At 38.0% G+C, this 21,952-nt stretch carries 16 protein-coding genes and 2 pseudogenes; 13 read left to right on the top strand and 5 right to left on the bottom strand.

The window, feature by feature from the left end; translation table 11 throughout:
• The first annotated feature begins 308 nt into the window (after window positions 1-308).
• Together LEP1GSC049_RS209060 and LEP1GSC049_RS2000000229315 are read left to right on the top strand one after the other, a co-directional pair.
• Window positions 309-1,697, top strand: a complete 1,389-nt coding sequence (locus tag LEP1GSC049_RS209060) for an IS4 family transposase (protein WP_004782460.1) — start codon at window positions 309-311, stop codon at window positions 1,695-1,697.
• Window positions 1,698-2,013: 316 nt separating this feature from the next.
• Window positions 2,014-3,079 (top strand): annotated as a pseudogene (locus tag LEP1GSC049_RS2000000229315) (IS3 family transposase).
• A gap of 604 nt (window positions 3,080-3,683) precedes the next feature.
• Here the strand turns inward: LEP1GSC049_RS2000000229315 and LEP1GSC049_RS209075 are convergent.
• Together LEP1GSC049_RS209075 and LEP1GSC049_RS209080 are read right to left on the bottom strand one after the other, a co-directional pair.
• Window positions 3,684-4,400 (bottom strand): IspD/TarI family cytidylyltransferase, encoded by a 717-nt coding sequence (locus LEP1GSC049_RS209075; protein WP_004755107.1) that lies wholly within the window; start codon window positions 4,398-4,400, stop codon window positions 3,684-3,686.
• Window positions 4,378-5,646, bottom strand: a complete 1,269-nt coding sequence (locus tag LEP1GSC049_RS209080) for a diaminopimelate decarboxylase (RefSeq protein WP_004763064.1) — start codon at window positions 5,644-5,646, stop codon at window positions 4,378-4,380. Before LEP1GSC049_RS209080 ends, LEP1GSC049_RS209075 begins: the two co-directional genes overlap by 23 nt.
• 75 nt (window positions 5,647-5,721) lie before the next feature.
• Between LEP1GSC049_RS209080 and LEP1GSC049_RS209085 the strand changes: the two genes are divergently transcribed.
• The 5 genes and pseudogenes from LEP1GSC049_RS209085 to LEP1GSC049_RS2000000227055 all read left to right on the top strand — a co-directional run bounded on the left by LEP1GSC049_RS209085 (window position 5,722) and on the right by LEP1GSC049_RS2000000227055 (window position 12,271).
• Window positions 5,722-6,798, top strand: a complete 1,077-nt coding sequence (locus LEP1GSC049_RS209085; protein ID WP_004755366.1) for a zinc dependent phospholipase C family protein — start codon at window positions 5,722-5,724, stop codon at window positions 6,796-6,798.
• Between the two features lie 6 nt (window positions 6,799-6,804).
• Complete coding sequence (locus LEP1GSC049_RS209090; RefSeq protein WP_004754730.1) at window positions 6,805-9,288, top strand: penicillin-binding protein 1A; 2,484 nt, start codon at window positions 6,805-6,807, stop codon at window positions 9,286-9,288.
• Between the two features lie 101 nt (window positions 9,289-9,389).
• On the top strand, window positions 9,390-9,800 hold the full coding sequence (locus LEP1GSC049_RS209095) for a bactofilin family protein (protein ID WP_000974282.1): 411 nt from the start codon (window positions 9,390-9,392) through the stop codon (window positions 9,798-9,800).
• 53 nt (window positions 9,801-9,853) lie between these two features.
• Window positions 9,854-10,972, top strand: a complete 1,119-nt coding sequence (locus LEP1GSC049_RS209100; protein ID WP_004753514.1) for a peptidoglycan DD-metalloendopeptidase family protein — start codon at window positions 9,854-9,856, stop codon at window positions 10,970-10,972.
• A gap of 855 nt (window positions 10,973-11,827) precedes the next feature.
• Window positions 11,828-12,271 (top strand): annotated as a pseudogene (locus tag LEP1GSC049_RS2000000227055) (transposase).
• Window positions 12,272-12,370: 99 nt separating this feature from the next.
• On the opposite strand, the gene LEP1GSC049_RS209110 reads toward LEP1GSC049_RS2000000227055, so the two are convergent.
• Both LEP1GSC049_RS209110 and LEP1GSC049_RS2000000228900 read right to left on the bottom strand, forming a co-directional pair.
• Window positions 12,371-13,993 (bottom strand): M23 family metallopeptidase, encoded by a 1,623-nt coding sequence (locus LEP1GSC049_RS209110; protein WP_004754513.1) that lies wholly within the window; start codon window positions 13,991-13,993, stop codon window positions 12,371-12,373.
• A 7-nt stretch (window positions 13,994-14,000) separates the two neighbouring features.
• Window positions 14,001-14,198: a hypothetical protein gene (locus LEP1GSC049_RS2000000228900; protein WP_004777305.1), complete on the bottom strand. Its 198-nt coding sequence runs from the start codon at window positions 14,196-14,198 to the stop codon at window positions 14,001-14,003.
• Window positions 14,199-14,213: 15 nt separating this feature from the next.
• Between LEP1GSC049_RS2000000228900 and lptE the strand changes: the two genes are divergently transcribed.
• The 5 genes from lptE (at window position 14,214) to LEP1GSC049_RS209135 (ending at window position 18,526) form a co-directional block, all read left to right on the top strand.
• The gene (gene lptE / locus LEP1GSC049_RS209115) at window positions 14,214-14,774 is read left to right on the top strand and encodes an LPS assembly lipoprotein LptE (protein WP_016561180.1); all 561 of its coding nucleotides are present in this window, start codon (window positions 14,214-14,216) and stop codon (window positions 14,772-14,774) included.
• Between the two features lie 30 nt (window positions 14,775-14,804).
• Window positions 14,805-15,287 (top strand): Fur family transcriptional regulator, encoded by a 483-nt coding sequence (locus LEP1GSC049_RS209120; RefSeq protein ID WP_004754831.1) that lies wholly within the window; start codon window positions 14,805-14,807, stop codon window positions 15,285-15,287.
• Window positions 15,284-16,408 carry a tRNA guanosine(34) transglycosylase Tgt gene (tgt, locus tag LEP1GSC049_RS209125; RefSeq protein WP_004754012.1) on the top strand — a complete coding sequence of 375 codons (1,125 nt, stop codon included), beginning with the start codon at window positions 15,284-15,286 and terminating at the stop codon, window positions 16,406-16,408. Before LEP1GSC049_RS209120 ends, tgt begins: the two co-directional genes overlap by 4 nt.
• 70 nt (window positions 16,409-16,478) lie before the next feature.
• On the top strand, window positions 16,479-16,814 hold the full coding sequence (locus LEP1GSC049_RS209130; protein WP_000406878.1) for an STAS domain-containing protein: 336 nt from the start codon (window positions 16,479-16,481) through the stop codon (window positions 16,812-16,814).
• A gap of 47 nt (window positions 16,815-16,861) precedes the next feature.
• A complete protein-coding gene (locus LEP1GSC049_RS209135; protein ID WP_004754299.1) occupies window positions 16,862-18,526 on the top strand; it encodes a lipoprotein LipL71 in 1,665 nt (554 codons plus the stop codon).
• A 684-nt stretch (window positions 18,527-19,210) separates the two neighbouring features.
• Here the strand turns inward: LEP1GSC049_RS209135 and LEP1GSC049_RS209140 are convergent.
• Window positions 19,211-20,098 carry an alpha/beta fold hydrolase gene (locus LEP1GSC049_RS209140; protein WP_016561179.1) on the bottom strand — a complete coding sequence of 296 codons (888 nt, stop codon included), beginning with the start codon at window positions 20,096-20,098 and terminating at the stop codon, window positions 19,211-19,213.
• Window positions 20,099-20,554: 456 nt separating this feature from the next.
• Between LEP1GSC049_RS209140 and LEP1GSC049_RS209145 the strand changes: the two genes are divergently transcribed.
• The gene (locus LEP1GSC049_RS209145; protein WP_004755459.1) at window positions 20,555-21,547 is read left to right on the top strand and encodes a class I SAM-dependent methyltransferase; all 993 of its coding nucleotides are present in this window, start codon (window positions 20,555-20,557) and stop codon (window positions 21,545-21,547) included.
• Window positions 21,548-21,952: the final 405 nt, after the last annotated feature.

Below are 21,952 nucleotides of genomic sequence, written 5' to 3'. Positions count from 1 at the left end.
TTTTTTAAATTTAACGTGAGTTCGACGTAAGAAAATATAGGCGAATCCGGCTTGCCACAAGCTGCCGAACCGGGTTCTTTAGCTCCAGTCAATTAACTACATAAAATAAATTTAATATTCTATTCCGTCTTAAGTTTCAATTTAGAACGCGATCTGTCGAGCGACCGTAGAAGCGAGGCGGCTTTAGTTTGAAAGAACGTTCTGCTGAGTTTTAAACGCGATCCGTAGAGAGCCATAACCTTACCCACAAATATCATAAAAAATTAGATTTTAAAACCCAATCTTCCAAAATAGTTCAGGTGAATATAATGAACACTAAACATTGGAGTAGTACACTCGTAACGGAATTAGATTGGGTGGAAGAAGAATATCTGTCATTGAACTTAGGAGATAAAAGATTAGATCAACGACTTAAGAAAATAGTAAGTGTAATGACAAAGCGAGGCGGAACGAGTTTGCCAGATATATTTGGCAATTGGTCAGACACAAAAGGCGCATATCGTTTTTTTTCAAATCCGAAAGTATGTTATGATAAGATAATATCTCCTCATCGCCAATCCACAAAGAAACGAATTCAAAAACAAGAAACAGTATTGGTATTAAGCGACACAACGGAAGTCTATTATAGAAAAAGGGATCACGTTGAAGGCTTGGGACCGATGAACTCTGAATACAATCAGGGTCTTCTTTTGCATCCATCGATAGCGTTTACGCCTGATGGAATTCCTTTAGGAATATTGGACTTAAAAATGTGGTCGCGGACGGAATTAGGCGCTAACCAAACTCAAGACGGAAGAAAGATGTCCATCGAAGATAAGGAAAGTGTAAAGTGGATTCAAGGATACAGAGCCCTCTGTGAATTTGCAAGAGAATCCGATTCGAAATACGTATATATCTGCGATAGAGAAGCGGATATATACGAGCTATTCCAGGAATACGTAGTTGCTGGCGAAAACGCGCCTGATATGCTTATACGTGCAAATCACGAAAGGAAGATAGAAGGTGGAGGATGTTCTTGGTCCTATCTTGAAACTTTGGAGCCTGCACATACATATACGATTACTGTTCCAAGGAAGAAAGGCAAAGAAGCAAGAGAAGCAATAATTGAACTTCGATTTGAAAAGCTAACGATAAAACCTCCTCAATATAAGAAATTAGAAAATATTGATATGTATGCGTTAACCGCAACTGAAGTAGACGGACCCGAGGAAGAATCCATCGATTGGAAATTTCTAACCACAATTCCTATTCACAATCCAGACGATGCAAAAAGAATGATCGCATATTACAAAAGCCGTTGGGGTATTGAAGTATTCTTCAAGGTTTTAAAGTCGGGATGTAATATTGAATCCACTCAATTTAAATTTGGCGATCGATTCAAAGCTTGTATTGCAGTCTCTGCTATCGTTGCTTGGAGAGTTATGATGTTAACATTCTTAGGTAGAAATATTCCAGGCTTAAAAGCGTCCATCCTATTCGAGTCTTTTGAATGGAAGGGCATTTATTGTCGAATTTTTGAAACTCCAAAACCACCTAACAAAGAACCAGATTTGGATACGGTTTTGAGCTGGATTGCCAAATTAGGTGGCCACTTGGCTCGTAAGTCCGATGCTCCCCCTGGACCGCTTGTAATTTTTAAAGGCCTTATGAGAGCTGTTGAAATCGGATTTATGTTCAAATTACTTACCAAAGCCTGACTTGTGGGTAAGGTTATGGCTCTCTATGGATCGCGTTGTGGGGTGGGAACTCAGTTTTACAGAGGATTTGTCGTAATTCCCACAGATTTAATATTAGAGTTGTTGAAAAATTCCATAGTTCAGTTTAACAAAACTATTTCAATTGCTCGTTTCCATGAAATAGAAACAGATGGAGAATTCATTTTTCAACAACTCTATTGAGATCCAAATACTTGTGTGGTTGGTTATGGTGAGAGCGTTCTACTAAAATTCCCGAAATTAGAACCAGTTAGAATGTTTGAAATCCTCTTTGATGTATAATAAATTTGGAGGAAGCATGAAGAAACGATTTAGTGAAGAACAGATTCACAAGGTATTGAAGGAATCGGAGTCAGGGGAATCGACTCCAGAAGTTTGTCGTAAGTATAGAATTAGCGGAAATACGATTTACCGATGGCGTATGAAATACGGCGGAATGGAACTGAGCGATTTAAAACGAATGAAGACCTTGGAAGAAGAGAACAGTAAGCTGAAAAAGCTCTATGCAGAGTTGGCCTTGGAAAACGAAGCGATCAAGATGTTACTTGAAAAAAAGTGGTAAGCCGGGAACAGAAACAGGAAGCGATAGTGCTCATCAAGCCAACACTTGGAGAACGGAAATCCTGTCGCATCCTGAAAGTATCTCGAACCGGCTTTCGAAACAGATTAGAATACTTTGATAAAGATAAGGATCTTAAAGAGCGCATTCGAGAATTGGCATATAAGTATAAAAGAGCAGGTTACAGACAGATCCATAATTTTATACGAAAAGAGAAGCGAGGAATCATAAGCGAATTTATCGATTGTACGTGGAATTGGGGTTAAAATACCGAATCAAACGAAAACACAAGCGCTTGTCTCTGCCAACAGTTCCTAAACTTCTACCAAAAGCACCTGGAGAAAGATGGTCAATGGAGGACTCTCTCTATTCAGGCAGAAGATTCAGAATCTTGAATATAATCGATGACTATGGTCGTTTATCGATAGCAACTCAACCTGAGTTTTCAATTCCTTCTGAAAGAGTTATAAAAATTTTGAATGAAGCAATCAAAGTTTATGGTCTGCCGAAACAAATCGTTGTGGACAACGGTTCTGAGTTTACTTCAAAATCTTTTTTAAGTTGGGCCTTGGAACAAAAGATTGATATTCATTTTACTACTCCCGGAAAACCGACGGAAAATGCTTTCATTGAAAGTTTTAACGGTAAGATGCGAAACGAATGTTTAAATGAAAATTGGTTTAAAAATATTGAAGAAGCCCGATGTCTTGTCGAAGTTTGGAGAAACTTCTACAATTCAGTGAGGCCGCATAGTTCACTCGGGGAGGGGATAACTCCGGAGGAATATTTAAGACGATCTGCTTAAGGAGATTTTTAATACTTTACAATGGCACTAATTTCGGGGGCATCTCAGAATAATATAACGTGAGTTCGGTGTAAAGAATCTGTTTATCCTAGGTCAATTTTTTAGAAAAAAATTGGACTTGGGAACTCTCACAAAGTTTAACAGTAAAACTTTAGGTCGTAACTACATCCCTACTTAAATGTGGGAATTACCACAATTCACAGATTTTAACAATTCGATTTTAAAAATGTAGGAGCTATTACAAATTCCAACCACTCAAAATGAATGTTTAAAAATTCGTAATACGACAAAATTTGTGGGAACTCTCACAAATCGTGAATTTGCAGTAGTTCCCACATCATTTTACAGACAAACCTAAGTTTTGTGGTAGTTCCTACATTTTAAGAATCAATCAGTAAAATTCAAATCTCAACTTTTTTCAGAATGATGAGTCCTTACGTCGAACTCACGTGAATTTAGGAAAAGGTTTTGTTTTCAAGCGAACCTTCAATTTATTGACTGGAGCTAAAGAACCCGGTCCGACGGCGCCTATTTTCTTTCTCTGAATTCATAGGATTAAAGCATAAACTATTAAATAAGTATTTTGTTATATAGTTCTGAGTAGTTATATATCCGATGAAATCTTTTGAAATAAAGAAAAAAAAACTTCCGCAAGGTCCAAATCTTCCTTACGAGTAATTTTAAGATTCAAAGGATTCGATTCCACAATAGAAGAAGTTTTCCCAAAAGTTAAAGCCCAGGAACAAAGATCGGTGGGAATCGAGTCCACAGAAAACGTTAGCAGTTCTTTCAAAACATCGCCACGAATCCCCTGAGGAGTTTTCATAAACCAGATGTGTTCCCGGTCTAAAAACGACACGGTTTTTCCATTCAATTCTTCTAATACAGTTTCGGAAGTGCGCGAAGCCAAAGTGGTTATCCCGTCGGAACGCACTTTTTCACAAAGAGAATCTAATTCTTCCGCAAGAACAAAAGGCCTGGCAGCGTCGTGAATCAAAATAATATCTTCGTCTTTAAAATCCAAAACAGACAAACCGCATAACATGGAAGAATGCCTAGACTCTCCACCTTCAACGATCCTATCTTCGTTTCCTAAATAAGGGGAGCAGATCGATTCAATTTTTTGGATCGATTCGGAATGAGAAACCAGTACGATTCGTTTTTGTTTTCCCCAAGTTTGAAATCTTTTTAAAGAATGAAGAAGAATGGGTTCGCCGTTTAATTCCAAAAACTGTTTCGGAATTTTAGAACCCATTCTAGAACCGGTCCCGCCGGCTAAAATCAAAACGTAGATTTTTTCAGAGAGAAACAAAGACTTCATTCTGAAAGATCTGTTCCCAATTCTGACGTTTTCGAATCAGCTGAAAACTTCCATCCGAATTCAGTAGAACCTCAGCCGTTTCAGGGAAGGAGTTGTAATTTTTCGTAGACATAGAAGAACAATATGCCCCAGCACCTTCCATAACAACATAATCTCCTAATTTAGCTTCTCCTGTTATTCTTGTAACCGGACCGCCACCATCCGCTTGAGTAAATAAATCCCCACTCTCGCAACAATGACCAACATACACATAGTCCGCAGTTTTGCCGGAATGAACTCCTTCTTTGGGAATAACGACTAAAGGATGTTTGGCGGCATACAAAGAAGGTCTAGTATTTACGTCCATACCTGCGTCTAATTTAACAAAGGTATAACCACCCTCCCCAGTGGAAACAATATCGTCCACGGTAGTAAGTATAGAACCGTTATTCACCATTAAAAACGAGCCAGGTTCGATTTCTAAATGGAGTTCAGTTCCGTGTTTTTTTGCAAATTCCTGAAAGAGTTCAACCACTGGCGGACCGATCTTTTGAAAATCAGTAGTTTTTTCATCTTCCATTCTACCTACCTTAAAACCACCGCCTAAATTTAAGATCCTACATTCCGAAAACTGAGCGGCAATATCAAGCGAAACTTGAGCGACCACTTTCCAGACGTCCGGATCACTTCCAGATCCGATATGAGTATGAACCTTAAAAATTTTCAGATCAAACTTAGACGCGATCTCTTTCACCCGATTTATATCCTCGTACCAAACTCCAAAGGAAGAAGTTTTTCCACCCACGTCCGTCTTTTTAGTCTGACCGGAACCAAGTCCCGGATTAAACCGAACACTGACTTCTTTTCCTGGAAATAAATTTCCAAAGGTTTCGAGCTGACGAAGGGAACAAGCGTTAAAAACCACTCCACTTTCTACCAATTCCTTAAGACCCTTGGCGAGTTCTTGAGAAGTCAACATGATCTGCTCCGGTTTAAATCCGTAGTGGATCGCTCTCAAGACTTCGTATTCAGAACTTGCGTCAATTTGAATTCCCTTTCGTTTCATAATTTCTAAAACGGTACGATTGGGATTGGCCTTCATAGCGTATCGAACGGTCAAACCGTAAGCGTTCGGAAACGCAAGAGCGACCTCACAACTTTTTTCGATTCGTTCTCTGGAATAAACAAAAACAGGAGTTCCAAATTGTTCGGCGATGGATCTCACCTGTGGTTCTGTTAAAAATTTTAATTTTTCTATTGATTGCATAGTGAAACGTACAATTCTAAATGGTTTTAGAACACGCTCCGAAAGGGTTCCGTTTTTTAAAAGGCATTTTCAGTCATGGCAGGTAAAATCACTCATCTAGAAGTACTTTCTCAGATTTGTAAACATCTGGATCACGGAACCGCAGACCAAAGAAAAATCGCAGTTCTGATGCGGGCAGAATCCAACCGAAAGTTCGCAAACATAGGAGCCATCGCTCCGGATATATTTTATTTTTATCATATATTTTCTCCCCACAAAACAAAGAAGGCCACCAGATGGGGAGACATGAGTCATCACAATTTAGTCGCGGAACTAGTACTGAGTTTTTTGGATCTGATTCTACAGACAGAAGAAGGAATTCACAGAGATCGTTATATCGCGTTTACATTGGGTTATATATGTCATTGTGTCGTGGACATAGTCACTCATCCGTATATCTTTTATATCTCCGGAGATTTTTACAATAAGGACAAAAAAATCAGTAGTCTCGCACAATACAATCATATGAGAGTGGAAAACGCACTGGATTCTTGGTTGTTAGACTATAGATGGGGAATGACTCCAAAAGAATACGACTTTGTACATCACGTAGACGCCATCTTTAAATCCGAAAAAAAAATCTGGAAAATGGACCCTATGCTCTGGCATTTTTGGCTACGCGGACTCAAATCCACTTTCTCCGAAGAATTCAAAAAATATTATATAGGTTCTGAAGATAAAATCATTCCGGGAGATTTGTTAAACGAATCCTTTTTAGGTTATTTAGAATTTCATAAAATTATGGATTCTAGAAGTAGATGGGTACGAGGAACGCTAAAATTTCTAGATCAGATCACGTTTCACAAAGTCAGGTCTTCGGTACTCATGCTTCCGCTCAAAGAACATATAGACAAACGGATTATGAACGAAGAAAAAAAGAAATGGAACTATCCCGCAGATCCATCGATCGTAAGAGAAGATTCTTTTGTAGAACTGATCAACAGTTCCGCACAAAACGGCAAAGAAGCACTGACCCACGCCTGGAATTATCTGGAAAACAAAATGAGCCGATCCGCATTTTTAAAAGAATACCAAGGATACAACTTGGATACTGGACTCCGATTTCAAGGAGTAGATAGTATGAAGGAATTTTCACCGTTGGAAGAAGTTTAATCGAACATGAAACAAGAACCAGTCAGTTATCTTTTCCGTTTTTTCGTCATTCATTTCCGGGATAAAATCCTATCTAGGATTTTAAATTCCGAAAACCCACTTAAACAACTGCTCAAACTCTGTTCGGCCTTATTGTTTTTGAACGGGTTTTTATTCGTATTCTCCATCAAAGATTTATGGAGAGTTCCAGAATCCAATCAATACGAAAAACCGTCCGTATTATATGGATTAGGCGAAAAAAACGAATACGAACCGATCGCAGAATTTTATCGTTTTTCCAGGGTCGTTTTGAACATCAAAGAACTTCCACCGGAAGCGGACGGTAAACCGAACAAACTCATCCGAAGTTTCGTCTCCACCGAGGATAATAATTTTTATTCTCATTGGGGATTGGATCTGCGTGGAATTTTTAGAGCGTTTATGGTAAACATACTTGCGGGAAGGATCAAAGAAGGAGCCTCGACGATCACCCAACAAGTAGCAAGACTTAGGTTCTTAAATACAGAACGTTCTTTTCTTCGTAAAGCAAGAGAAGCCTGGCTGGCACTACTTTTAGAAGTGGTTTTCGATAAAAACACACTGATGGAAATTTATCTCAACGAAATTCCACTCGGACATGGAACGATCGGAGTAGGAGCCGCTGCCAGATTTTATTTTAGAAAAGACGTAAAAGATTTAACCTGGGGAGAATCCGCACTGTTAGCGAGCCTTACCACAAGGCCCACCGAATTTTCTCCCTTGGTAAATCCAAATTCATCCAGCGCCAAGGTCAGAGTTGTATTTAAGAAATTTGTGGAGAACGGAATTTTAGACGTCAAAACCGCGGAAAAAGAATACGAAAGTTTTTCAGAATATTATATTACTCTAAATCGTTCTCCCAACGATTCCGCATTTGGAGACAGACTCAATCGTTTTCCATACTTTACAGAATACGTTCGTAAAAATCTGACACGTTATATTCCAAAATCCACACTTTACAGCGGTGGTCTCAAGATCTATTCCACCTTGAACATACAACACCAAATGCAGGCTGAAAAAGCGTTGTATGCAGGACTCAAAGCGCAAACCGCGTTATCCAATCAAAGAACGTTCACAAAAATAGACGCGTTCGACGACGCCTACGGAGAAATCTACGATCTATTATCGATGTTAAACGACATCCCGGATTTTAAATTTAAAATTTCCAGATCGGCAAGAACCTTCAACCGCGCTTGGCAAGAAGATTTAAGAGACGAACTCAGCGCTCTCAATTTATTGAGCGGAACCGAAAGTTTGGGAGAAACGATCGATTGGAACTACAAAAACCAACAAACGGAAGACTTTCTTTTACCGGTCGAAGGCGCTTTGATTTCGATGAGACCGGATACCGGATATATAACCGCAGTGGTGGGAGGTTCCGGATTTCGTTCTGACAATCAGCAGATCCGAGCCTTTCAAGCCTATCGTCAACCGGGCTCTGCGTTCAAACCTATCATATACGCTGCAGCTATGGAATATTTTAATGAACATCCGGATCCCAAAAAAAACGTAACCGCTGCATCTCTTTTTTCGGATTCTCCTTTGCAATACGTATTAGAAGACGGTGATGAATGGAATCCATCCAATTATACGGGAGAATATTCAGGATTTATAAAATTGAGAGAGGCCTTAGAGCTTTCCAGAAACAGCGTCGCCGTCCGAGTATTGGAACATACGGGGATCAGCAATCTGATGCCTTTTTTAGAAAAAATTCTTCAGATAGAAAACAGACCCATTCCTAGAAATTATTCCATCTCTTTAGGAACTTTTGAAGTATCACCTTACGAATTAGCGCGTGCCTATGCGGTGATCGCATCCGGAGGCAAACAAGTATTTCCTCTCAGCGTTCTTTATGTAGAAGACGGGTCCGGCAAAGTGATCAAGGATTTTAGAGAAGAAGCAAACAAACAAGAAAGAAAACAAATTCTTTCTCCAGCGGTTTGTTTCATTCTTACTTCCATGATGGAAGACGTAATCAAAAAGGGAACCGGAACTGGCGCGGCCTCGTACGGGCTCAGTCGTCCCGCAGCGGGTAAAACAGGAACCACGAATAACTTTAGAGACGCATGGTTTGCCGGTTATTCTTCTGAGTTAGTCAGCGTGGTTTGGTTAGGTTACGACACTGGAACCTTATCGATGGGAAAAGGGATGTCGGGTGGAGTAGTAGCGGCTCCCATTTGGGGAAGGTTTATGTCCAACGCACTTTCCAGAGAAAAATCGAAGCCGTTTCACTTCGGAGAAACGGGAGTAGTTCGCAAACAAATCTGTTCTATTTCCGGAAAACTTCCTGGCTCTCATTGTCATCAAACCGAAGAAGAGTATTTTACCAAGGAAACCGTACCGAAAGAAGTTTGTGACGATCATCGTGGGGCCGGTTTTATTCCGGAGCCGGAACCAACTACTCATCATACACAGCCAAAAAAGAAGCAGAAAACGAATATTTTCCAGGGAGACGATGATTTGATTCGTTAATTCCGAACAAAAATACTTGTCGTTTTGGGATTGAATACACAAATAGATTTACGGCATGTCCCGAACCAAGGGACAGTTTCGATTGTTAGCAGGAGTTTTAGATGGCCATCGGCAGGGAAAATAATAACAGCGTAATCGGTCCAGGGTCCATATTTGAAGGGAAATTTTATATTGCGGGTTCTCTTCGGATCGACGGTAAATTCGAAGGAGAGATCAAAACGGACGATACTCTTTATATCGGAGAAACCGGTAAAGTAAGAACCAATATCTCGGCCAGAGAAGTGACCGTTTCTGGAACCATGATCGGAAACATCAAAGCCGAAAACGAAGTTCGTTTAGAAGAAACCGGAAGACTTCTAGGAGACATCATAGCACCTGCCCTTCATCTTGCCAAAGGAGTGGTTGCCAAAGGAAATATAACAATCACTGGCGGACAAAAGAAAGACGTAAAAAAAATCGTAGAAGAATCTTTCGGCGGAACCAGAACCTTAGATAACGGAAAGGACGAATAAGTCCTCTCCCTTTGTATTAGGAAAGGGCGAAAAACGGCCGATATTTTTTCTATATGATCTTCAAAAAGCCCAGACAACTGACCGCAGGAAAAGAAATCCTTAGGACAGAAAGTTTCACCCTGATTTATCTGGGCGCGTTTCATTTTCATTATTCTTTTTATTTTAGAGGAAACCTCTATCACGGAAATTTGGATTTTCGCAGAAGAAAATTCAGACTCATTCCTATCTTTGCATCCGTACTTATTTTTCTTGCGATCTTGGGATTCGGAATGAATCCGAGTAACGCAATGATAGATTCTTCCAGACACGAGGTTACAGAAAACGATTCCGAAGACTTAAAAGCAAAATCAGGGGACGAAAAATTTTTGGAAGAATCCGAAAAAGCGAAACTTACGATTTTGATGGCGAAAGAATTAAAGAACCCTTCCGAAAAGAAAAAACAATTCAAAGTTACTTCGTATCGCGTAAAACGGAATGAAACGTTAGCCGAAATAGCAACCCGTTTTAAAGTTTCGATGGAGTCCATAGCCGGTTCTTCCAATATCAAAATTGAAGATACTCTTTATCCGGGACAAGTATTGAGTATTCCGAATAAACAAGGTCTTCTTTACAAGATGAAAACCGGTGATACAGTCGCCAAAGTAGCCAGTCTTTACAAAGTCAATTTAGACGAGATTCTGTTGGAAAACAAATTAGACGATCTAGATATTCTTAGACCAGGTCAGAAAGTGTTTTTACCAGGCGCGGTGATTCCAGATCCTACACCTAAATGGGTGATCCCGGTTGCATCTAGAATTGTAACTTCTAATTTCGGTTTTAGAACCTTTCCTAGAAAAAAGTTCCACGAAGGTCTTGATTTAAAAGCATTTTACGAACCAATCGCAGCAGCCCGAAATGGTAAGGTGATTTATGCCGGTTGGATGGGTGGTTACGGCAACGTAGTAGTCATCGAACATACGGACGATTTCAAAACTCTCTACGCACATAACTCTAAACTGTTCGTTCAAAGAGGGGATTACGTTTTAGCAGGAAAGAAAATCGCAAGATCAGGTTCTACTGGTTATTCTTTCGGACCTCATTTACATTTTGAAGTTATCAAAAATGGGCGGCCCGTCAATCCTTCCAAATACTTAAAGGGACTTACATTTAGAAAGGGTGGCCCTACTCACTGATTCTCCATAGAATTTTTTAAATTAAGATTCACCCCAAAACTAAATCATCTTTACATCTTTTAATAAAACGTTGTAGTTCCCACAGACTCCGAAATTTCAGTGTAACCCTTTGAAAATGTAGTAAAACTTCAAACAAATATAATAGTTCCTACAATTTTGTGAATTGTTCGTAAAATCGTGATTTGCAGTAGTTCCCACATCATTTTACAGACAAACCTAAGTTTTGTAATAGTTCCCACACTTGAATACGATAGATTCAAGTATTATAAACTTCTATTTTATAAATTGTGGTAGTTCCCACAAATTACGTCTCTTTTTATCTTTTTTACGATTTTAAATCATACTTTTCCGAATGAAATTTTGCAGTAGTTCCTACATTTAAGAAATCAATCTATAAAGTTCAGATTCTAACTTTTTTCAGAATCATGAGTTTCTTACGCCCTGCTCACGTTAAAAAAGGTGCTAAAAAATTAATCATGCGACTTCTCGAAAAATGATCGAAATCCTTTACAGCGCCGGTCTCAAAACTCTAGTTTAACGTGAGTTCGGCATAACAAATGCGAAAGCGATTATTATGCTGCGATCCATAGAGAACAGCACCTGAGTTTGAAAAATTCCGAAGGAATTGGAGCGAAAAGAACTCAGTAAAACGCTTTTTACAAAAGCGTTAACTCAGCGTCTCGCTTCTACGGTCGCTCGAAGTAACTCAGCAAAACGCTCTCTATGGATCGCGTTTTAGGTCGTGAGCCAGTCCACTATGAAATTTGCGAGCTGCGACGACGACCCGTAGGGAGTCGTTGCATTGAGTTTATTATTCGCCCCAATTTTCTTACGTCTAACTCACGTTAGTTTACTTTGTCAGAAAGATCAAGCACAGGCTGGTTTTACAGCTTTAAATTGCATTTAATCATAAATGATCGAGGTGAAATATTATCATTTATGAAACCTCCTGAAAATGTGGACGATAGGAATTTGAAAGTGATCTTTCCACTTGTTAAAAATATTTACGATAAGAACCTTGCAGCTTGATCTTTCTGATAAAGTAAAATACAGTTTTGGGACGCGCTGTAAACTTTTTGGAGATACATAAGCCAATCTTTGTTTGAAAGTCTTTATGAAAAAGGAATTCAACTCATTACAAAACTTAAAAAGAATATGAAGAATAAATTAATACCTTTCGTTGATAAAATTCTTTTAAGAAAAAGAGCTATCATTGAATCGGTAATGATAAACTTAAAAATATCTGTCAGATTCAACATACTATACGAAGTTTTCTCAATTGGGCCGTTAATCTATTAAGCGGTTTAGTTGCATTTTTTCCCAAAAAACCTTCTTCAAACTTGAGATCCAAAGACAATTTACAACTTTTACTCTCTCCTTAAGTCGAACTCACGTTAATTAGCTTTTTTCGTCTTCCAGCATTTGTCCTAGATCAATCAGGTCGGTTAACCAATCAGAAAAATTACCAGCTCTATCTCTAATTCTCGCCTGAAGTAAAAGTCTTCTTTTAAATTTTGCAAAGGATCGGGGGATCTTTACAAGAATCATTTTACGATCGGATTCAAATTCATACGGAAAAATTTGTCCATCCAAAAGTATCTCGGCTCCTCCCGCATATCCTGAACCTACATCAGATATAGAATACATTCTTTCAATGACGGCAGTTGGTCGGACCTCCGGCGTAAATCTATAACGGGAAATTAAAAATGGATGATCAATTTTGGGTTTAGAACGATCTTCCAAAACTGCAACAATTCCTATCTTAGTTAAAACGGCTCCGATTCCTCCAATCTCCGAAAATGTTTTTAGAATCACCCAACGTTTAGTTCCTTCTTCGAATAGATAAAGATTTTCTCCTTTTCCTAGCTTTTTACCTTTCCAGAGAAGTTTGGCTTCACCAGACCAACTAATTCCGGTAGATTCAATTTCGATCAGTTCACTCTTTAAAACCAAACCTTCAGGTAGAAAATTTTCACTGGCTGGAGTTCCGACCACTTCGAAAAAAATATTCCCTTTTCCGAATGTATTTTCTTTCGGAGTCTTGAGTAAAAACCTACGATCCGAAGACGAATATTCCGTCTCAGTTTTTTTCTCCGAATGTCCTTTAAAACCAGAATTAGAAATTCTTATTTTAAGGGAAGAATGGTTTTCTTCCTTATCTCCTGCTATGATCTCCAGGGGAATTTCTTGGTTCACTGAAAATTCCCTAAGATCAAGACTTGGTTTACGAGAAGAAAAAAGATTATAAACATAAACAGGTGGATTGAGAGAAGAACGGTTTGAATCATAAATGGATTGATGATCTCTCGCCTCCGCATAGCTCATTTTTTCAAACTTTCTTTCATAGAGAATTTTTCCTTCGGACATAAGTCTCGCAAAATAAAGATTGTTCTTATTGCGAGAATTCATGCGATCGAACGCACCAAGTTTGATCCTAACTTCCCCACCTAACTTGAGCGGCTCTGGGTCATTGAGTTCATAAATCCCCTCTTCTTTTTTCTGAAGAGGGATTCTAAATTTCTGACCGTCAGAAGAATCTACGTAAAGAACTAACAATTCGGGCGGAGTTCCGTCCCGATCATTCATCTTTAAATACGCAAGAGGATTAAAAGTATCTCCATTTCCATGAAGTTCAAAATGTAAATGTGGAACTCCGGTACCCGATTCCCCGATTCTTGCAATCGGTTGTCCTTGTTTTACGGAAAATTTATGATCTAAAAACTTTACGGAGAAAATTCCATCACTTAAAAGATAAAGCGCTTGTCTCAAATTCTCCAGTTCTTTTTTTGCACCTTCTAAATTGAAAAGATGTGCAAATTTAGCTCTTAACCCGGAAGAAGAACGAAGCATTAGGTTGAGTCCATATCCGGTCGGAGATTCGGAAATAGATTCTACAACTCCATCAAAAGGAGCAATTGCAGGAAAACCGTTCAAGTGAAAGGTTTTAAAATCAGCTCCCATATGTAAATGGTGAGTTCTATATTCTGCAAAAGAACCTGAAACGGGTGTTTGCACTTCCATAGGAAACCTAAGTTTTCCTTGTAACTCTGGGAATTCTGGTCGGTCCTCCGCCCACAGTTCCCGGAAAATCAAAAAAAATAACAGGACAACATAAATTGAAAAAACGAAAAATCTTTTCATCTTCCGAAAAAATGGACCAAAAAATGAAATTTGTAAAGCTGAAAAGGGAATCGAAAAAACTCCTTGCACGGAGGTACGACCACAAAGGACCTTTCCAACTATGTTTATTGCCCGACTGGCGATTTTGGCTTTAGTTTTTCTACAACTCAATCAATGTGCATACTTTACAAGAGAACCGGGAAATCCTCCCAAGATAGGCGGAGTACCAATCCCTGATGAACAGAGGAAAATCTATATTCAAAACTTTCGAAACAATTCGTACGGAATGGGAGTCCAGACACTCCTTACGGAATTAGTTCGAGCTGAGATAGATACTAGAGGAAGATTCCTTCAAACCAGAGAAAAATCAAACGCCTCTTATAGACTCTATGGAGAAGTCGTCCATTACCAACTCGTCGGAAACTTACTCGATCAAGGAGGACAATCGATCTCTAGAGAAATGACGATCATAGTCCGTATAGAACTACAAAAAGCGGGTGGACAAAAAATAATTCTGGAAAGAGACGAGATCCCAGTGAGAATCATATTCTCCGATCAAATTGGGTTCAGAGAAAGTGAAAGCCAAGCTCAAGCTAGACTATTAAAAATTATGGCAGTTCGGATCGCAGAAGAGACAGAAAGGGCTTGGTATTTTTCTATTGCCGGAAAGATCGATCCCTGATAATCTTGACTCGTCCTTTGGTGATCTAACATGAATCGAGAAAAACAAGAAGCCATTCTAAATAAAACGGAACCAGCAGTCCGTATGGAAATGCAGACATTTTCTGAATATTTACAAAAAGAAGGCTTAAAAATTACCAATCAGAGAATGTTAGTAGCCGAAAGAATTTTTTCCCTTCACAATCATTTTACCGCGGAAGGGCTTTTAGAAGAGTTTAAGGATCAAAGAGATCAAATTTCCAAAGCCACAATTTATAGGATACTTTCCATAATGGTTTCAGCAGGTCTATTACAAGAACATAATTTTGGAAAGGATTACAAATATTACGAACATATAATAGGACACAAGCATCACGATCATATCATCTGCACAGTCTGCGGAAAAATCGTGGAATTTTTAGACGAAAGAATAGAACAACTTCAAGAACAAGCGGCCAGAGAAAACGGTTTTAAAATCACCGGTCATAGCTTGAACATTTACGGAACTTGCAACGAACATTCTTCTAGTAAATGATTTTTCAAACAACTTCGGAAGACACTCTCACTAGAGCCAGAACCGGAATTTTAAATTTAAACGGAATAGAATTAAAAACCCCTGTATTTATGCCCGTAGGTACAAGAGGAGTCGTTAAAACCCTTTCAGCGGACGACTTAGAAGAACTTGAGTATTCTCTAATATTAGGAAATACATATCATCTATATCTCAGACCGGGGACCTCCGTATTGGATCGTTTTGGGGGACTCAAAAAATTCTCGACCTGGAAAAAAGCACTTCTAACAGACAGCGGCGGGTATCAAGTATTCAGTTTAAATTCACTTTTTAAGTACGAACAGGACGGAGTTCGTTTTCAATCTCATATAGACGGGAGCAGACATTATTTTACTCCTAATTCAGTGATAGACATACAAAGAAGTATCGGTTCCGATATAATGATGGTTTTAGACGACTGTGCGCCTTTCGATTCTGGCCCGGAAAGGCTCAAACAATCCTTAGATAGAACCCATCGATGGGCAGAAATGTCGGTACAATATTGGGAAAAGAATAAGAACTCCCAACATCTTTTCGGAATTTTTCAGGGAGGAATTGATCTTGATTTTCGATTAGAAAGTCTAAACGCGATCACCTCACTGCCGTTTGACGGAATCGCAATAGGAGGACTTTCGGTCGGAGAACCTCGCAAAGATTTCATTCGAATTTTGAACGGTATTGCAACCTACACAGATCGAAATCGTCCTCTTTATTTGATGGGAGTTGGTACGGTCCCGGATATTTTAGATGGAGTGAAAAATGGAGTCGATATGTTTGATTGTGTACTTCCGACCAGAAACGCAAGAAACGGCCAAGTATTTACAACTTTAGGGAAAATCAATTTAAGAAACGAAAAATGGAAGAACTCCGATTTTCCTATAGACTCGAATTGCACGTGTAAGGTGTGTAAAAGATATAGTATAGGGTACATCAGACACTTACATCACGTAGGAGAGATCACTGCATTCTCGCTTTCGACGTATCATAATTTACATTTTATGAAAAATTTTCTTACAGAGATCCAAAACTCCATTCAAAAAGGAGAATTTTTAGAAATCTATGCCAAGTGGAAAAATTTGTATGAAAAGCCCGAATTTTCCGGTTGACTATTTAAAGAATCGACTTTCCTTTAGTAGAGCTGGCTGGAAAGAAATAGAAAGGAGTTGCTGATTATTTATGGAAATAACCAGAAGAGAAAGCGGGAACATTGTCATTCTGGACATAAACGGAGAAATCGATCTCTACAATGCTCCAGAAATTAAAGATGTAATCGCGAAACTCATCGAGGAGCAAAAATATTATACGATCATCAATCTCGAAAAAGTTTCTTATATAGATTCTTCTGGTATTGGTGCTCTCATTTCCAGCCTTTCTAATCTGAAAAAATATCAGGGTGGACTTAAGATTATCAATGTTTCAGGATCTGTAAGAAAGGTATTTGAACTAACAAAGCTAACTTCTTTTTTTGAGATTTTTGATAATGAATCAGAAGCAGTTTCTGCTTTTAAGTAAATCGGAATTTTAATTTTATCCTACCTTTTCTAAAATCTGGTGCCACAATGAAATCGACTCAAAGAAAAATACTTTCTTCTTTTATAATCTTACTCGCAGGATTTTTTATTTCCTGTGGAGCCGAACTTCCTATTGAGGAATTAAGTGATGCAAAGAACTCGATCACAAGAGCCAAGTCTGCAGGTGCTGAAAAATACGCTCCTGCAGAATTAGAAGAAGCTCGCAAAAACTTACTCACAGCTCATCAAAAAGCTTCGGAAGAAAATCTTACAGAGACTAAAAAATCTGCGTTATATGCAAGAGCCAAGGCTTTAGACGCTTCTGAAAAATCCTTCCCGTCTTCTGTTGATGATGCTCGTAAAGAATCTAGCTCTTCGATCGAATCCGCAGAAGAAGCCTATGCTTCCCAACTTGCTTCCGAACCTTATAATACTTCTGTACAACTTCGTAAAGAAGGTGATTCTCTACGCGAAACTGCTGACCGCACCTTAGAATCGTATCCAAAAGAATCTGGAGACGATGCAAAACTAAGAATGAGATTGGCAGCGTTTGATCAGTATGAGGCTTCTCGTCAAAAATATGCGGATTCTAAAAAGGCTGCGGACGAATCCAAAGTATTAGCTCTTTCTCAAAAACAACAGTTGATCGATTCTTTTGCGGACATAGATAAAAATCTAAATGACGCAGATAAGTATGCGGAAGGAAAAGATCCGGAGGTTTCCGAAACTAGAAATCGTCTCGATTCTTCTAAATCTAAAATAGAAGAAGGGAAAATCAAAGAAGGATATTCCGAAATAGACGATATTCGTAAAAAATCCGGAGAACTAGTCGCTAAGAATATTAAGATTTATGCAGAAAAGCAGAAGGAACTTGCAAAACAAAGTGTAGCATCCGCAACTACAAGGTTAGCTTCCTTCGATCGAAATAAAATCAATTCCTCTAGAGATTTTCAAGTTTCTTACCAAAGAGCGGAAGAAAATTTAAAAGCGGCTGAAGAATCCAGAGTAGCCGCAGAAGATCTATATTCTTCCGAAAAATATGAGGATTCTATTTCTCGTTCCGAAGAAGCAATTCGTCTTTCCAGAATCGTAGTAGACCAAGCCACCGAGTTAGCTGAAAGAATAGAAAGAAAAGCTACAACTGACAAGATTGCTGGTCGTGATACAAAAACAGAAGGGAATAAAAATACTAAAAATCAATCTACAACCGAAGGCAAAAATTCTTCATCTAAAATTGGAGAAAACGGACTACCAGAAGGTTGGAAACGTTATGTGGTTCGTAAAAAAGTCCCTGCGGATTGTCTTTGGAGAATCGCAAAAGACAAAAGACATTATGGGACTTCTAAACTCTGGAGAAGAATCTACCAAGCGAACCGAAACAAAATCAAAAATCCAAATTTGATTTATCCGAAACAAGTATTATTAATTCCTCCTCGAAAAGGCCCTACTCAATTGGACAAAGTAGAATCTCCGTCCAGAAAGAAAAAACCGGCTACAGAAGAAGTAGAGGCTATCGAAGAAAATCGAAAACCGGCCACACATTCTTCTGAAGATTCCGAAACTGGAGAATCGAATAACAAGAAAAAGGCGGAAACAACTCCTCCTTCTACCGATACTTCAGATGACGAGACAGGTGGAGAATCTTCAGAAAATGAAGAACCTTCACCCGAAGAAGAAAATGGAGAGGAAGAAAATTCGGAAAACCTTCAATAAACGTTAGTTAGCTGAAATTGATCCTAAAAGGCTCGGTAAAAAACACCGGGCCTTTTTTATTTTCAAAAATAAAAACGTTCAACGAGATACTGAAAACTGGATAATTAATTTCTATTTCTAAGAGAAATGGTTATTTTGCATGTAACACTCAAGGTGACTCATATAACATAAGTTCGGTGTAAAAAAAATTAATGTGGGAACTCTCACAAAAACTTGAAGTTGCCGTAAATACTAAAATGTGGGAACTACCACTTTTAAAAAATTCTTTCTCATTTTCTTACATCGAACTTATGTTAAATAACGTGAATTCAGTATAACGCGAAAGGGATCGATGCGGGGTCAATAAATTGAATCTAAAGACGATTGTTGTATTATGTTTCCTGTATGCAATTTATTGACCGGAGCTAAAGAGCCCGGCCGGCTGCCTTGGCAAGCCGGATTCGCCCCGATTTTCTAACGCCGAACTCACGTTAAATAAGGATTACTACTGAGAATCACATAATAGATTATCAAAAAATTCCGCTTTTAAGTGATAATTCCGCACAAGTTCAAGGTGACTTATTATAACTCTTACTACTCAGGACAAAATAAAGTATCCTATATTTTATACTGAAACACTATTTTGTGTAAAATGAAACTCACTTAATTTTACAGAGATCATAAGAAATTATAGTATAATAACGGTTAGGTGGAATATTTAAAAATAAACTTTTCAATAAGTTCAGTCACTAAATCCGGTTGTTCTCTGTGAACCCAATGGTTAGAAGATATTTTATGAATTTCTAATTTTTCAACATAATCATAAGAGTTTTCGTAAACCTCTGGCAAAACGATAAAATCTTTTTGAGGAACAATCAACTGCACCGGAACTTTAATATGAGAAGGAGACGAAATGACCGTTTTACCAAACAATAATTCTCGGAACAGGTTAATGGGAACGATGGCAGAGTTATAAATATCATTTTTGCTCACCTTCCTCAAAGAATCCTTTTTAGGAACCCCACCCCAATCCATGATCCATTCGTAAATAGATTCGCCAAAGTTTTGCCAAATGAGTTCCGGCAATACAGGAATTTGAAAAAACCATATATACCAGGAACGAAACCCCTGGTCGATCACCTTACTCCAGTTACCTAGATCAAAACTAAAAAAATCGTCGATAATCCGTTTTCCAGCAAGCCAAGGATGAGGACCGGAAATCGCAGTAAAAGAACTTACACATTTTGAATATTCAAAATCACTAATAAATAACCAACCGAGAGCGGCTCCCCAGTCGTGACCTACCAAATGTACTTTTTTACCTTTGGAAAGAAAACGGATCGCCTCCGATAAATCGGAAAGAATCATCGTATAATTATATTCAGATTGTTCTGAAGGTTTGGAAGATCTCCCAGATCCCCTTAGATCAATTGCACCTAACGTAAATTTTTCCTTTAAAACATTAACCTGTAAATCCCAAGTTTTATGTGTATCCGGATATCCATGAACAAATAAAATCACATTCTTAGAATCCGTTTCCGAATAAGAAAGAAATAGTTTCACTTTTTGATTTTCTAGATATGTATATTTCAAACTTTCGACTCCTATTGTCACTTTAAACTAAAAATTCAAAATACTTAAACTACAAATGTCAGTAATATGAACCTAAATTACTGATCTCTATAAAATTGAGTACCTTTAATTTTATCACAAAACACTGATTCCATGCAAAATATTAGATACTTTATTACATAGTGATGAGTAGTACATTCTCTTTAGAGAAGACGACATACAATTTTTTCGCAAAAAAAATTATACCGCAAAGTTTTTACGTAAAAAAACCGGCCAAATCCTCTTCGTTTAAGTTTCGTTTTCCAATTTTTTATAGATGCAACAGTGCGCGTATTTTTTAGTTTTTATTTTTATTTCTTAATAAAATCCCAGTGGCCTCGCAACCGTAGTTTATGATTGTAAATTTACCAGTCTTTTTACGAAATTTGATTCTCTGTTCTGATTGGATTTTAAAATAGATTTTTTAATTCTGGTTTCATGTCGGAAAAACGATCCAATTCGCTTAACGATTTTGGAAATCCTATGGTGATGTTTCGAAATCGTATAACCAGAATGGCTAAACACTGGAAAAAATGGGCTCGTAAAAGAAACATAGAATGTTTTCGAATCTACGACCGTGATATACCTCAGGTCCCTGTCTGCGTGGATCTTTATGGTCCTCTCTGTCATATCTCTGTATATAAAAACAATTACGAAATTTCAGATGAAGATAGAATAAAAGAGAACGAAGAAATCAATAGAATCGTCTGCGAAACCCTCTCTATCGATCCAAATCAAGTCTTTTGGAAAAAAAGAGAACCTAAAAAAGGTAAGGAACAATACGAAAAACAATCCGAACAATCTGAACTATTCGAGATAGGAGAGAATGGTCTTAGATTTTATGTGAACTTATCAGACTATGTGGATACAGGGCTGTTTTTAGATCATCGAATCACTAGAGATTTTGTTCGTAAGGAATCCAAGGGAAAAAAATTTCTAAATCTTTTTTCTTATACCGGATCGTTTACCGTCTACGCAGCGTCAGGCGGAGCCGTAAAAAGCCTAAGCGTAGATCTTTCCAACACCTATTCCGACTGGGCCGAAGAAAATTTGAAACTAAACGGTTTTTCACTTACAAAACATTGTGTACTTAGAGCGGACGTAATGGAATGGCTTCGTCATGAAAGAAAAAATCCGGATCGAGAAAAATATGATCTGATCGTAGTTGATCCACCTACTTTTTCTAACAGCAAAAAAATGACTGATATTTTTGATATACAAAAAGATCACGTCGAAATTCTAAATACACTCTATCGAGATTTTGCGCTTCCAGGCGCAGTTTTGTTTTTTTCTACAAACTTTAGAAAATTTGAATTTTCTAAACAATCCATTTTATGGGACAACTTGAAAGATATTTCAAAGTTTACGATCCCGGAAGATTTTAAAAACGAAAAGATCCATTTTTGCTGGAGAATGGAAAAGTCAGTTTGAATTCTCGATTTCAGCAGAGTAACAATTTCTACACTTTAGAAAAATATAAAATAGAATTCCCAAAAGTCCGTTTTTAAAATATAGTAGCCCACAAACTACACCTTTCATAGTTTTTTTGAACAGACTTTTTGCCATTGAACTCTGATAGTGGTTTCCAGATTCAATTTTTTATTGGAAACTTTAATTTTATATTAGAGTTGTTGAAAAATTCCATAGTGAAAATTCGTAAAATTGCTTCAATTGTCCATTCAATCCAATACAAACAGATCAAGAATTAATTTTTCAACAACTCTAATATAGACTTTTTCCATACACGTATATTCGATCCTTATATTAAAATATTTTACTTTTTAAATATACAGTACCGAGTAAAATTGTGTTACAGAAGGCGGTAACATTAAACAT

The organism is Leptospira kirschneri serovar Cynopteri str. 3522 CT (assembly GCF_000243695.2).
Lineage (GTDB): Bacteria > Spirochaetota > Leptospiria > Leptospirales > Leptospiraceae > Leptospira > Leptospira kirschneri.
Note: the sequence above shows the minus strand (reverse complement) of the source record. Positions and strands in the feature narration are given on the sequence as shown.

Excerpts from the sequence above, each read along its gene's own strand:
- LEP1GSC049_RS209060 (WP_004782460.1), top strand. The coding sequence starts at position 309 with ATGAACACTAAACATTGGAGTAGTACACTCGTAACGGAATTAGATTGG.
- LEP1GSC049_RS209135 (WP_004754299.1), top strand. The coding sequence starts at position 16,862 with ATGAAATCGACTCAAAGAAAAATACTTTCTTCTTTTATAATCTTACTC.
- LEP1GSC049_RS209095 (WP_000974282.1), top strand. The coding sequence starts at position 9,390 with ATGGCCATCGGCAGGGAAAATAATAACAGCGTAATCGGTCCAGGGTCC.
- LEP1GSC049_RS209120 (WP_004754831.1), top strand. The coding sequence starts at position 14,805 with ATGAATCGAGAAAAACAAGAAGCCATTCTAAATAAAACGGAACCAGCA.
- tgt (WP_004754012.1), top strand. The coding sequence starts at position 15,284 with ATGATTTTTCAAACAACTTCGGAAGACACTCTCACTAGAGCCAGAACC.
- LEP1GSC049_RS209145 (WP_004755459.1), top strand. The coding sequence starts at position 20,555 with ATGTCGGAAAAACGATCCAATTCGCTTAACGATTTTGGAAATCCTATG.
- LEP1GSC049_RS209100 (WP_004753514.1), top strand. The coding sequence starts at position 9,854 with ATGATCTTCAAAAAGCCCAGACAACTGACCGCAGGAAAAGAAATCCTT.
- LEP1GSC049_RS209090 (WP_004754730.1), top strand. The coding sequence starts at position 6,805 with ATGAAACAAGAACCAGTCAGTTATCTTTTCCGTTTTTTCGTCATTCAT.
- LEP1GSC049_RS209075 (WP_004755107.1), bottom strand. The coding sequence starts at position 4,400 with ATGAAGTCTTTGTTTCTCTCTGAAAAAATCTACGTTTTGATTTTAGCC.
- LEP1GSC049_RS209130 (WP_000406878.1), top strand. The coding sequence starts at position 16,479 with ATGGAAATAACCAGAAGAGAAAGCGGGAACATTGTCATTCTGGACATA.
- lptE (WP_016561180.1), top strand. The coding sequence starts at position 14,214 with ATGTTTATTGCCCGACTGGCGATTTTGGCTTTAGTTTTTCTACAACTC.
- LEP1GSC049_RS209080 (WP_004763064.1), bottom strand. The coding sequence starts at position 5,646 with ATGCAATCAATAGAAAAATTAAAATTTTTAACAGAACCACAGGTGAGA.
- LEP1GSC049_RS209085 (WP_004755366.1), top strand. The coding sequence starts at position 5,722 with ATGGCAGGTAAAATCACTCATCTAGAAGTACTTTCTCAGATTTGTAAA.
- LEP1GSC049_RS209110 (WP_004754513.1), bottom strand. The coding sequence starts at position 13,993 with ATGGAAGTGCAAACACCCGTTTCAGGTTCTTTTGCAGAATATAGAACT.